Origin of the sequence: Cupriavidus yeoncheonensis, assembly GCF_905397275.1 — a bacterium.
GTDB classification, from domain to species: Bacteria; Pseudomonadota; Gammaproteobacteria; order Burkholderiales; family Burkholderiaceae; genus Cupriavidus; species Cupriavidus yeoncheonensis.
This window is the reverse complement of record NZ_CAJPUY010000018.1, coordinates 152,458-164,797: the sequence shown is the minus strand read 5'-3', so window position 1 is coordinate 164,797 and position 12,340 is coordinate 152,458. Positions and strand designations below refer to the sequence as shown.

The following is a 12,340-nucleotide window of genomic DNA, read 5'->3' as shown; positions in this document are numbered from 1 at the left end:
ACGACTCCGCGCCGATGATAGTGCGGATTACCCGTGTGAAAGTAGGTCATCGCCAGGCTCTTACAATGCAAAACCCCTCGACAGCATGTGCTGCGAGGGGTTTTTGCTTTTGTGGCCCGCCCTCGCGCATGGCAACCCGGCCTTTATTTCGCGCGACTTCTTAGTCCAGCTTGATGGGGCAAGTATCGCGCCCGGTGGGTTAGTTCGCCCCTTCAGCGCGAGCCAACAAGAAAGGCCGGCATATCCGCCGGCCTATTCCAAATTCACGGCCCCCCGTTAGCGACCGCGGCAGATACCTCCTGCACCTTGCCGGTCCGTCAGTGGCCGCACGATTGCCGTCAGGGCCTGTGAAGTCGAACGCTATCGCAACCGGTTCAGATACCCATTCATTTCTGCGAGCAGCGCGTGATAGAAGCTGGCGGGAAGGGGCTTGTCATCGGCGCGGGCAAGGATCGCGTCGGTCCCGGCCCGGAGCGCCTGGGCGATATCAGGCTTTAGTACTCCCTGTGCATGCGTGCACAACGCAAGCAGCAGTTCGCGCATGACCAACAGGCAAGCCCCGTGATGCAGTGATGCGTTGCCCAGTGCACTGATTTCTTCCGGTATGTCGACAACGCCGGCTTGCGTGTTGGCGCAGGCAGTGAGCCCTTTGACGTGCGGCGACCCGCCTGTCGGCGTTAAGGATGGCGTGGATTGGGGATCGATTCCGTTCATGTTCGTTCAAGAGCAAGAGAGTAGTCGTATCCAACGACAACGGCGGATCCACGACGATGGCTGATAGCGAAACTTGATGTATCGCAATCAGCGTCCGAATTGCGAATTCAAGGGGGCGGGCCGTCGGGTGGGCATCGTTATCGCCCGGTGGCAAGCCCAGCGCTGCTAGACCATCTCTAACTTGAGTCAATCCGCCTTATTGGGAAGACGATACGTTGCCGGTATCTTGCGAAGATGGACGCGCCTTGATCGTGCTCGAGAATATTGCCGATCAGCATGGCGTTGCGCCAATCGCGGAATTTTGCTGGGAGTGGTGTCGGAACGCAGGCGCAAGGCCACACGTGCCGGCGGCGCCACCTTTAGGCATGCCGGCATGCGCCGTTGCGCGTCTCTATGAGATTTAGGGCATGGCATAGGGCCCTGTTCTCATTTTTCAGTCGGGCCGTTCCTTGGAACAATGGATATGTCGTCGGTGCGGTGCCACGGTGTGCACCCTTCACCTGACCTCGCCGCAGGCCGTGCGCGACTGCGGCACGGCCGCGGAATTGTCCGGGGCATGACGCTGCTGCGTACGGACCCGCTGGGTTGCAATGCCGCCGGACTTTGCGGCCGCGCCCAAGCCTATCTGACTCCAATGCTTGCCTTTGTCTCGATCTTTTCCTTTGTCACGCTGATTGCCGTGATGATCGTTCCCAAGCTGCTGGCCATGGCGAGCCCCCGTGCACGAATGCACGCGGAATTCGTGGCTGCGGTCAGCGCCGTGGCGATCTGCTTGCCTGGAGCGCTGTTCCTCCTCGTCCTGCATTGGTGGATAGGGCGCTAGCCATGACGCTTGTTCTTGTCGTGGCCCTGCTGGTCGTGTTGATTAGTGTTGTGGGCGCAATGCGTCGGCTCTTGCGTGACGACTGGCGCGAACATTGATACACGCTTCGCTATGCTGGCTGGCAGGCGCTGCCATTCATGTCGCTGCAGAGAGTTCCCTGCGAGCCTGCCGATAGGCGTTGCTGCGCACGCCGTGGAGCGCCGCCGCGTGAATGAGTGCATCCTTTTCGGCGACACGCTTGCGGTCGCCAACATAGATCGCATTGACCTCGGCGCGGAAGCGCGTGAGTTGGCATGCACCGCACGACATATCGTTCCACCATTGCGGCAAGCCTCCGTTGCCTGCAGGTTCAATGTTCGCTGCCACATCGCACCGGCGGCTCGCCGCGACTGGTTCCTGGCAGGCTTGCAGGCGCTCCTCGACCAATAGAAGCTTTGCCAGGCGCGTCAGTTCGGCCTCGGTGTACTGGCTTGAGCGATTGGTGCCGCGCTCACGGTGCCAGTCGAGCAAATGCCGTGCGGGCATTGGGCGCGCAATGCCGAAACCCTGCGCCGCGTCCGCTCCGAGAATCGTGATGGCGTCGATCAACGCAAGGTCCTCCACGCCTTCCACAATAACTGTCTTGCCCAGTGCGTGGCTGAGGCGCGTCAGTTGGTGGACGAAATGAAGCACCTCGATATTGTCGTTGCCCGTGAGTCGGACAATGCCGCGGTCGATCTTGACCCAATCGAACGACAGTTCGCGCAGCCGTGTGAGGCTGCTGTGTCCTGAGCCAAGGTCGTCCTCGGCCATGCGTACACCCAGCGCCGTGAACTTGTGGAACTGCTCGGCGGCGTGGTCGACGCAGTCGATGCTGTTGCCCTCGAGAATCTCCAGCGTCAGCGCGGAAGGTTGGCAAGCGTGGCGAACCAGGGCCCGGTACGTGGCTTCGAAGTAACGCGAGTCGCAAAGTGCACTGGGCGGAAGATTGACGGACAGGTCCAGCTCCAGCCCATGCTCCATCCAGAGGTTGCGATCATGGAGGGCGCGGTCGAGTCCCTGGATGTACAACTCGTAAAGCTCTTCCTGGCCGAAATGCGGCAGGAAGGCCGCGGGCGGCAGCACCTCATCACCATCGCGCAGTCGTGCCAGGGCTTCGACCTTCCTGACGCGGCCGGACCGGAGGTCCAGGATTGGCTGATAGTGCATCTCCAGGCAACCAGCGCGCAGGAGATTGAGGGCACGGCTTTGAAGCCATGCGTCTGTGTTTGGTGTGTGCGCGGATTGGGAGCGGCCAGGCATGACAGGAAAGTGCATCCAGACGGCAGGGTGGCAGGGCGCCCGCGGAATCGTGATTGCAGGATGCGGGCGGCTTCAGATTCGCATTGTGCAGACATCCAGTGCACGGTGCGCTCCTGACTTTGATCTGCACCAAGGTCATCGTCGATTTTCCAGCACGTACCGTGCCGGGCGCTTCGGTGTTGCATGCGATCACGCCTCGCCGAACGATTTTGACTCAACACAATTCTTTGGCGAAAAATGGGCGTGAGTCGATTGGTCGATCTCTTAAGATTTTTCCGATGCGGGTCACGGTGCAGCGGCGCCGCGGGAAGCATGAGGTTTCCCATATATCGACATCCTGCAATCTCATTTTATTACTGCGTCCTTCCTTGCCAGAATGGTTCTGTCGCAAGCAGCCATGAGACGGAAAGGCATGCCGATCGTGGGGCCGGTTCCCTATTGCCGCTGCGACACCGGAAGGGCATGCGGGACGATTGCAGCACCTGTTCCCGAACCAGACTTGATGTGACCGCCATAAGGCAAGGCAGCAAAATGATTTCAGAGGATTGTATGAACGCCATATCCGAGTTCAACCTGTCATACCTGCTGCTCGCGCAGCGGTTGATCCAGGATAGCGAGGCAGAAGGCATGTTCCGGCTGGGTATCAGTCAGGAGATAGCCCGTTTGATCGCAGTGCTGACTCCTGCGCAGTTGATCAAGCTCTCGCGCACAAACCTCCTGCTGTGCCGATTCCGTTTCGATGACCACGTGCTGTTGTCGAGCCTTGCCGCGGGCCCGTCGCAGCACGACCTGCAACAGATGCAGATGGCGATCCTGCTGTCGGCACAGCCAGTGGAGGCCATCAATTGAACACAACCACGAACGCCATGAAAACCGCGCCGCCGCGCAAGAGCGTGTTGCGCGACGCCGAAGACTTTCGGCTTGCGATCGAGCTGATTGGCTTTGGTGCGCGGCTGCAAGTGCTCGAAGCCGAGGTATCGCTGTCTCGCGACCGACTGGCGCGGCTGTACAAGGAACTGCGCGGAGTTTCGCCGCCCAAGGGACAGTTGCCGTTTTCGCCGGACTGGTTCCTGACCTGGCGGCCGAATGTCCACGCGTCATTGTTCCTGTCGACCTATCGGTTCCTCGAGGCGCATAGCGGACAGGTACGCATCGACCGGATGATCTCCGCCTACCGCCTCTATCAGGAACAGATCGCGATGATCGGCGAGGAAGTGGTGCTGAGCTTTACGCGTGCCTGGACGCTGGTCCGGTTTGTGGAATGCAGAACCATGGAACTTTGTTCCTGCAAGTGCTGTGGCGGCAAGTACGTGCGCCACACCTATGACCTGCAGTCGAACTTCGTCTGCGGCCTGTGCGCACCACCGCCCCGAGCTGCCAAAGGCAGGAAGGCAAAGCCGGACAACCCCGCGGGGGTCGTCCATGCAGGGATGTCAGTCCGACCGGACAGCGACATCGCATTGCTTGCCCACATGGCGAAGCGTGCGCCGGCCCTTGCCGCATTCCACGCGCAGTAGGACACATGCGGACGCGGTTGCGGCCAGGCGATGTGGTACGAGGCGAAGAGGCGCGCCCCCTGCATTGCGACTGCCGCGCAGTGCGCGTCCGATATGCGAATTGCCAGGAAACTTAATCGACATCAACCACGTCGTTGAGCGCTAATATCGCGCTTCATAAGATTTCATGAGCCTGACAGCGTACGGATTCTGCCTGTCGGCAATCCGGAAACCAGGACATGAAGTCGCACTATGCATCTTGCTGAAAGCAGCACGCCTGCCGCCATCCCTGGCGCGGCCATTGGCGAGGCACTCCCTCACGAACTTCAAGAGGGCTTTCGCCTCGACGGGACCACGGAAATCGGCGCGATCCTCAGCGACCTTGCCTGGCTAGGGTCCGCCGTCCGCGTCCGCAACCAGTTCGGTCATGAACTGAGCACGCGGGTGCTGCAGGCTGACCTGAAGGAACACCGCCTGGTGCTGGACCGAAGCATGAGCGCGGAGGACGAGAGCGAGCTGGCCGACTCCCGTGAGAACCTGTTTCTTGCGTCGATTCGCGGAGCGCCGGTGGCGTTCCAGTCGGGCGCGCCGCGCAAGGTCAAGTTCAAGGGACGTCTGGCATTCGAGGTGCCTTTTCCCGCGTGCCTGTACTACGTTCAGCGCCGCCGCCACTTCCGCGCGCCCGTGCCGCCCGATGCCGGCTTCTTGTGCCTGATCCAGAATGGCAATCTCAACCGGCTGCAACTGGACATCGTCGACGTCTCACTGTCGGGTGTACGGCTGCGTGGGCGCATCGGCGCAGGACTGCGTTTCGGAGACGGCGCCAAGGTGCGCGGCGCCGTCATGGATTTCGGACCCTATGGGAAGCTGTCCGTGGATATCCGCATCATGGCAAGCCGCGCGATCGACGAGGCGGAGGCTGGCAGCGTCTACTATGGCTGCGCGTTCCTGGACCTGCCTGTGAAGGCGGAGAACCTGCTGCAGCGGCTCGTGACGTCATTGGAACTCAGTCATCGGCGGCGTGGCATGTGAGATCGTCGTATTGTCGTGGCGATCGTGGATCGCCCACGTGTGACGTATTGCTTCAACTGGAAATTTCCCAAGTCGAGCTCCCCCATCAGGATAAAAAAATGCCCTCTGAAAAGAGGGCTAAATTTGGGGGAGTAGCCTCGCGACTACAGAAGAAATTCTATCCTGGCCGCCAATACGATCAGCTATGATATTTCCCGGTAATTTGCTTTGACTCAACGTCAGCACCAGGCAACTCAGCCGACTCCAGAAAGCGTGAAAGAAGCCGGAGGTCGATGCGGCAAAGGAAAAGATTGGTCTTCGAAACTCGCAGCAATTGTTCTGTTGTCAGGCGAGCAATAGCCGCAACCATTTCCGCTCCGCACCCGAGGCTGTGCATGGCCATATCCGAATCGCCCTGCGCCAGTCGCCTGGCGAGTTGCAGGTACGCGAAATTGAGGTCGGCAATCGACGTGGCCCAGGACACCAGCGAAGCGCGGCTAGCGCGCGTGGCCAAAGAGCGCTTCCTCGATCTTCCTGGTGGGAACGGTGGCCGCCGCCGAGCGGGAATGGATCTCATGCAGGCCCGTCATGTCGATCAGCTTTACGTGTCGATGCCGGATGGTGATCAGGCCGGCATCCGACAAGCGGGAGAAGAGCCGGCTGATCGTTTCGAGCTTGAGGCCGAGGTAGCTGCCGATTTCCTCGCGCGTCATACGCAGCTGGAATTCGTTGGAGGCGAAGCCGCGCGCGGACAGCCGGCAGGACAGGTCGAGCAGGAATGAGACCAGCCGTTCTTCGGCGTTGAGAACACCAAGAATGGCCAGCATGGCGTGATCATGCTGGACTTCCGTGGCCAGCAGTCGCAGGAGATTGTTGTGCAGGGAGGGGAGGTTGCCGGCCAGCGTGCGCAGCGCCGGCAGGTTGACGCGGCACAGCCGCGCATCTTCCAGTGCGATTGCCTGGGACATCTGGCGCGTCGATACCAGGCTCTCCAGGCCGATCAGTTCTCCGGGCAGGTGGAAGCCGACGATCTGCACGCGGCCGTCCTGCGTAGCCACCTGGGTCTTGAGCGTGCCGACGCGGATCGCATAGATGGCGTTGACGGGATCGCCGGGCTGGTACAGCGATTCGCCCTTGTGCAGGCTGACGCGGCCGAGCACCACCGAATCCATCCGCTCGCTGTCGCGACGGGTCATGCCTCCGGGCAGGCAAAAGTTGGCAAAGGTGCAGGCAGAACAGCGAGGCATCACTACAGTCAGTTGGGTTGGGGGCGGCCGGCCCGCGTGGCGCACAACGCAGCGGCCGGGCAATGTCACGACGCCCGGTCGGGTAGCACGCCATCAGGCGGCAGAGATATCGTCAGAACGATTCCCACGCAGTGTTATCGGTCTGGGCAACGGGTTCCGAGGCCCCGGCACGCTCCTGCGTGCCGGTTGGCGTACGCAGGACTGCCGCACTGCGTGGAGCCTGCGCGCGCCTGACCTGCACGGCCTTCGAAGGCATGGCGGCCTTGCGCGCCGGCACCGCGTCCGTGCGCTGGAGCGATGACGGCGGCGCCTCGCCGGACAGGCGGAAGAACAGCATGTCCTCCTTCATCCTGCTGGCCTGCTCTTCGAGCGACTGGGCCGCGGCGGTCGCCTCTTCCACGAGCGCCGCGTTTTGCTGCGTCACGGCGTCGATCTGGCTGATGGCTTGATGGACCTGTTCGACACCACGGCTTTGCTCTTCGGATGCTGCCGCGATCTCACCGACGATATCGGTGACCATGTTGATCACGCGAGCCACCTCCTGCATGGCGGTGCCAACCTCCGTCGCCTGGCGCGAGCCCTCCTGGACGATCGAGGACGAATGCCCGATCAAGTCCTTGATCTCTTTGGCTGCCGCGGAGGAGCGTTGTGCGAGCGAGCGGACTTCTCCGGCAACGACGGCGAAGCCGCGCCCTTGCTCGCCTGCACGGGCGGCTTCGACTGCCGCATTCAGCGCCAGGATATTAGTCTGGAAGGCAATGCCTTCGATCATGCTCGTGATATCGGTAATTTTGGCCGAGCTCTCGGCAATGCTGCCCATCGTCCGGACCATCGCATCGACGGCCTGATTGTTGGCGTTCGAAAGGTCCGAAGCATTCCGGGCCAGCGAGTTGGCCTGCCGGGCGTTGTCGGCATTCTGCTTCACGGTTTCCGTGATCTCGGTCATGCTTGCGGCCGTCTGTTCCAGCGATGCGGCCTGTTGCTCGGTGCGGGCGGACAGGTCGATGTTGCCGCTCGCAATCTGACCGGACGCCACCGTGACCGATTCGCTGGATTCGCGGATACCGCGGACCGTCGCGGTCAGCTTTTCATCCATGACCTTCAGCGCGCCGATGAGTTGGCCAAACTCGTCCAGCGAGTCGACGCGGATCGGTTCGCCGAGCTTGCCTTCCGAAACCCGGTGAGCGATCTCGACAGCCCTTGACAGCGGGCGGGTCACGGCCCGCACCAGCCAGGTGGACACCAGCAGCGAAGCCAATGCACCGGCGATCACCAGAGACACTGAGATCCACTGGATCCGCGTGGTCAGCGACATGCTGTCGGTGGCGTTCGCAGTGGCCTGCGTGATGTTGTCCTGCATGTTCTCGTCAAGCAGCTTGCTGAGTGCATCGGCCGTTGGCGCGAGCTGCTGTGACTGGAACTGCCGGGCTGTTTCATAGTCTTCCGCGCGGATATAGCCCAATACGCGTTCGGAGTCGTCAGCGAACTTCGACAGCTTGCCGACGATGTCATCCGCAAGCGCGCGCTCACGCGGCGAGCTGATGCCGGCCGGGTAGTAGTGGGACCAGCGCTTGTTGAGGTCGGTCCGCGCCGCGGTAATGTCGTCGGTGAGACGGCGCGTGGCTTCCTTGTTTTGCTCGACCTGCGCCCGCCAGAGATCCAGCCGGATACGGAGGGCGTCGGATCGGACCGCTGCCAGGTCGATGATGGGCGACGTATTCGAGTTGAAAAGATCCTCTATATGGGAACCCAGCGTTGTCACGCCCAAATACCCGAATACCCCGAGGCCGGAAAGCAGTACGAACGTAAGTACAAAGCCGGCAATCAGCCTGGCTTTGATGGAAATGAGTAGTTGCTTCATCGTATTGGGGCATTCACCGGCAATGCGACGGGAGATTTCCAGTAAATATGTCGCGACGTATGGATCTGCTTTTTGGAAATTGGTCCGTCGAAAACCGAGTGCCTTTTAGAGAGAGATGGATTGGGATAGATAAGGAGATCGTCCTTATACCTGTGAATGGAATCGTATCGGTCGGGTCCGCTGTGGGGGGAAGCGACCTTGACAGGAGTCAACCTTCTGGCGGATTTCGTCAGCGGCTTCGGGAACGTGGCATGTCACAGCAGTGCGACTGCGGCGCGCTGCGGGAGCGGGCTATGGCCTTTGGTAACATCCTCGAGCTTTACCCGATCGAGGATCGTCAGGTGGCGTGAGCGCACCCGGATCATCCCGGCGCCCGCCATGCGCGAGAAGATACGGCTGACGGTTTCGAGCTTGAGTCCGAGATGACTACCGATGTCTTCGCGGGTCATGCGCAGGAGGAACTCCGAAGCGGCGAACCCGCGCGCCGACAACCGCGCCGACAAGCCCAGCACGAACGTCGCGACACGTTCTTCGGCCGTCATCTGGCCGAGCACGATGGCCTGGTCGCGCTCGCGCCGGGCCTCCAGGCTGAAGGCCTCGAGCAGCCGGTCGCGCAGGGAAGTGAGTTGCGCAGCCTGCGCCTTGAGCGCCGCGGACGGGATCACGCAGAGACTGGTGTCCTCCAGGGCGGTTGCCTCGCATGTATGCGTCGCATGTGCCACGCTGTCCAGACCAACGATCTCGCCAGGCAGGTGAAAGGCGACGACGTGGTTGCGGCCGCCGGCGGTGCACATGGAGGTCCTGATGGTGCCGGCGCGGACGGCATAGATAGTGTGCGCGTCATCGCCGGGACGATAGAGCGTGTCTCCTTTGAGCAGGCGGACGCGGCGCCTGACCAGCGGCACGAGCCGGGTGATGTCTGTCTGTTTCATGCCTGAAGGCAGGCAGAAGCGACTCATCGAACACTGTAGGCAGCTGGGCATGATGCGAATGGGTGGTTGGCTGCGCCGGCTCGAACCACACGCTGCTCCGGCGCGAGGCGCGGCGTGTTCTCTGGGCGGCCTTCCCGGTGGATAACGAATGCAGCAATCCGGGTGCCGACGAGAGCATTGTTGTCGGTGGGGCGATATACATAAAATGAGAAATCTGCCCATCGCCATGTCCCAAACTTCATGGAGCCACTGTCATGGAATGGACTCAGCGCTTGCGCATCCGTCAGCTGCACGTGTTGGTGGAGCTGTACCGCTCGGCCCATATGAGCCATACGGCTAACCGGCTCGGCATGACGCAGCCGGCCCTGTCCAAATGGCTGGCTGAACTCGAAAGTGATCTTGGCGTACCCTTGTTCGAGCGCCAGCCCAAGGGGCTTGTGCCGACCGCCTTCTGCGAGGCGCTGATCGTGCATGCGCGGACGATCCTTGCCGAGATTGACCGGACGCAGCTGACGATCGAACTGATGGCCCAGGGCGCGAGTGGCCACCTGGCGGTGGGCGCGACGCATGCGATTGCCGCAACGGTTGTGCCGACGGCAATCGCCGCGCTGCGCACGCAGTACCCCGACGTGTTCATTACCCTGAGGGAAGGGGTGCTGCAGGAACTTGTGCTGCAGCTCAGGGAGGGCAGGCTCGACTATGTGGTTGGCCGCATGGATGCACGGGTGTCTTGCGAGTCGCTACGACGAGTTGTACGAGGAGACTGTGCGCGTCATTACAGGGGTCGATCACCCTCTGGCCGGGCGCAGCGAAGTCGCCTGGGCAGAGACGCGGCCGTACGGATGGATCGGGTTGCCCGAGGGCAGTCAGCTCTGGAGCGAACTCAGCTTCGAACTTGCCGTCGCTGCCGAGCCGCCGCCAAAGGTGCGCATCGAGACGGCGGGACTGCTGCCGACCATTGCCATCCTGGCGCGGTGCGACCTGCTGGGCATCACGTCGCACCGCCCGGCGAGGTTCTTCTGCGAGGCCGGGCGTACCGCCATGCTGGCGCTCCCCTACGCCAGTCGCGGCAGCGTCGGTCTGCTGAGCCAGCGGGACGCCGAACAAACGCCGATACGCAAGGCGTTCAGGGAATGTGTGCTGGCCCAGGCGGAATGCCCCGGGTCAAGTGACTGGAGCAAACGGCAGTCCTGAGAACCAGCGATTTCGTTGTGTGGCCGCCATTCCCGGCTTTTGAGCGGCCGCGATTGCTCCAGGACTCGCGGGCGATCGTCGGTCCCGGAAAATTCTGCCAACCCGTCCTATAATGATTGACACTACAACGATTGATCGAGCAGCAACATGACGTCAAAGGCACAGTCGGGGCATGGCGGCGGTCAGGTTCTCCCGTTTCGCGAGTCGCTGCTCGCCATGCTGGGGGTCGCCTTCGTGTCGATGCTGGTGGCGCTGGACCAGACCGTCGTCGGGACGGCGTTGCCGACGGTCGTTGCCGAGTTGCAGGGCTTCGAGTATTACGCGTGGGTGGCGACGTCATACCTGCTGTTGTCCGTCATCACCGTGCCGATCTTCGGCCGCCTTGGCGACTACTACGGCCGCAAGCCCTTCGTGCTGGCTTCCATCGTTGTGTTCTCGGTGGCCTCCGCCTTGTGCGGCATGGCGACGAGCATGCCGTTCCTGGTAGCGGCGCGCGGGTTGCAGGGGATCGGGGGCGGCATGCTGGTGGGTACCGCCTTCGCGTGTATTCCGGATCTGTTTCCGGATTCGCATGTCCGGCTGCGCTGGCAGGTGCTGATGAGCGCGGCGTTCGGCGTGGCCAATGCAGTCGGGCCATCGCTGGGCGGCATCCTGACCGAACTGTATGGCTGGCGCGCCGTGTTCTACGTGAACCTGCCGGTGGGGGCGCTGAGCCTGTGGTTCGTATGGCGCTATCTGCCGCATCTGCGCCAGCAAGCGCACAGCGGGCCGATCCGGGTCGACTGGCTCGGTGCCTTGCTGATCGGCGTGGGGCTGGGCGGCATGCAGATGAGTGTCGAACTGCTGCCGCAACGCGGCGTCGACTGGCTGACGGCCGGGCTGCTGGTCGCAGCGGTCGCGGCGCTGATCGGGTTGTGGCAATGGGAACGCCGCTGCGCCAACCCGATCCTGCCGCTGGACATGTTCCGGCACCCGGGCGTGGCGCCGCTATTCCAGCTTGCGGTACTGGTGGGCTTCGCCATGTTCGCGCTGCTGATCTATGCGCCGCTGCTGCTCCAGGGCGGGTTCGGATACTCGCCGCGCGACGCGGGCCTGCTGGTGACGCCGCTAGTGGTTTGCATCACGGTCGGCAGCATCGTAAACGGCCGCATCATCACGCGCATTCGCCATCCGAACGCCATGCTGTTTGCCGGCTTCGCCATGCTGGCCGCCGGATGCCTTGCACTGTCACAGGCCACGCGCAGCATGTCGCATCCGCTGCTGCTGACGATCATGTTGCTGGCGGGGTTCGGGCTCGGCTTCATCATGCCCAACCTGACGGTGTTCGCGCAGCAGACGGTTGGCCGTGAACACCTGGGCATCGCCACGGCGATGCTGCAGTCGCTGCGGATGGTAGGCGGCATGATCGGTACCGCTATGGTCGGCACGATGGTGACACGCTCCTATTCCGCTGGCGTGGAACATTCGCTGACGACGGCCAATGCGCTGGACTGGCTCAGCCGCATGTCGGACCCGCAGGTACTGATCGACAAGGCCGCACAGGCCGGGTTGCTGACCGAACTGCAGCAGGCAGGGCACAATGGCGCCTTGCTGCTGGAGCAGGCGCGTGTTTCCCTCGTGACGGCGATCCACCTGGGGCTTGTCATTGCCGCGGTAGCCGCGCTGGTGGGCCTGTGGCGCGCACGGCGCGTGCCGCCGGTCAGGCTGATGCGCGCCGGCCAGCAACCGGCCATGGCGGCTGAATGAAATCGCCGCCGCGCGGCATGAGTGGCATGCCGCGG

12 protein-coding genes and 1 pseudogene are annotated in these 12,340 nt (G+C 62.3%); 7 read left to right on the top strand and 6 right to left on the bottom strand.

Features of this window, described 5'->3' with window-relative positions; genetic code table 11:
* Window positions 1-360: 360 nt before the first annotated feature.
* The gene (locus tag KHO22_RS23300) at window positions 361-714 is read right to left on the bottom strand and encodes a hypothetical protein (protein ID WP_211949540.1); all 354 of its coding nucleotides are present in this window, start codon (window positions 712-714) and stop codon (window positions 361-363) included.
* A gap of 556 nt (window positions 715-1,270) precedes the next feature.
* Here KHO22_RS23300 and KHO22_RS23295 point away from each other — a divergent pair.
* Complete coding sequence (locus KHO22_RS23295) at window positions 1,271-1,537, top strand: hypothetical protein (RefSeq protein WP_211949539.1); 267 nt, start codon at window positions 1,271-1,273, stop codon at window positions 1,535-1,537.
* Between the two features lie 135 nt (window positions 1,538-1,672).
* Here KHO22_RS23295 and KHO22_RS23290 read toward each other — a convergent pair whose 3' ends face one another.
* Window positions 1,673-2,818 (bottom strand): EAL domain-containing protein, encoded by a 1,146-nt coding sequence (locus tag KHO22_RS23290; RefSeq protein WP_211949550.1) that lies wholly within the window; start codon window positions 2,816-2,818, stop codon window positions 1,673-1,675.
* Between the two features lie 531 nt (window positions 2,819-3,349).
* On the opposite strand from KHO22_RS23290, the gene flhD reads away from it, so the two are divergent.
* The 3 genes from flhD (at window position 3,350) to KHO22_RS23275 (ending at window position 5,346) form a co-directional block, all read left to right on the top strand.
* Window positions 3,350-3,667, top strand: coding sequence for a flagellar transcriptional regulator FlhD (flhD, locus tag KHO22_RS23285; protein WP_420839644.1), 318 nt, complete (start codon window positions 3,350-3,352; stop codon window positions 3,665-3,667).
* 17 nt (window positions 3,668-3,684) lie between these two features.
* The gene (gene flhC, locus KHO22_RS23280) at window positions 3,685-4,335 is read left to right on the top strand and encodes a flagellar transcriptional regulator FlhC (protein WP_211949548.1); all 651 of its coding nucleotides are present in this window, start codon (window positions 3,685-3,687) and stop codon (window positions 4,333-4,335) included.
* Between the two features lie 231 nt (window positions 4,336-4,566).
* Window positions 4,567-5,346 (top strand): flagellar brake protein, encoded by a 780-nt coding sequence (locus KHO22_RS23275; RefSeq protein WP_211949538.1) that lies wholly within the window; start codon window positions 4,567-4,569, stop codon window positions 5,344-5,346.
* 178 nt (window positions 5,347-5,524) lie between these two features.
* Here the strand turns inward: KHO22_RS23275 and KHO22_RS23270 are convergent, their stop codons facing one another.
* From KHO22_RS23270 to KHO22_RS23255, 4 genes are all read right to left on the bottom strand, one after another.
* Entirely contained in the window at window positions 5,525-5,839 is a 315-nt protein-coding gene (locus KHO22_RS23270) for a flagellar transcriptional regulator FlhD (RefSeq protein ID WP_211949537.1), read from the bottom strand.
* Entirely contained in the window at window positions 5,823-6,572 is a 750-nt protein-coding gene (locus KHO22_RS23265) for a helix-turn-helix domain-containing protein (RefSeq protein WP_211949536.1), read from the bottom strand. Before KHO22_RS23265 ends, KHO22_RS23270 begins: the two co-directional genes overlap by 17 nt.
* Before the next feature lie 112 nt (window positions 6,573-6,684).
* Window positions 6,685-8,433 (bottom strand): methyl-accepting chemotaxis protein, encoded by a 1,749-nt coding sequence (locus tag KHO22_RS32790; RefSeq protein WP_211949535.1) that lies wholly within the window; start codon window positions 8,431-8,433, stop codon window positions 6,685-6,687.
* 254 nt (window positions 8,434-8,687) lie between these two features.
* On the bottom strand, window positions 8,688-9,365 hold the full coding sequence (locus KHO22_RS23255) for a helix-turn-helix domain-containing protein (protein ID WP_230426976.1): 678 nt from the start codon (window positions 9,363-9,365) through the stop codon (window positions 8,688-8,690).
* Window positions 9,366-9,619: 254 nt separating this feature from the next.
* Here KHO22_RS23255 and KHO22_RS32885 point away from each other — a divergent pair.
* The 3 genes and pseudogenes from KHO22_RS32885 to KHO22_RS23240 form a co-directional block, all read left to right on the top strand.
* Window positions 9,620-10,027 (top strand): annotated as a pseudogene (locus tag KHO22_RS32885) (LysR family transcriptional regulator); the annotation flags it as partial.
* Between the two features lie 37 nt (window positions 10,028-10,064).
* Entirely contained in the window at window positions 10,065-10,559 is a 495-nt protein-coding gene (locus KHO22_RS32570; protein WP_338031360.1) for a LysR substrate-binding domain-containing protein, read from the top strand.
* A gap of 147 nt (window positions 10,560-10,706) precedes the next feature.
* The gene (locus tag KHO22_RS23240) at window positions 10,707-12,305 is read left to right on the top strand and encodes an MFS transporter (protein ID WP_211949532.1); all 1,599 of its coding nucleotides are present in this window, start codon (window positions 10,707-10,709) and stop codon (window positions 12,303-12,305) included.
* Window positions 12,306-12,340 lie beyond the last annotated feature (35 nt).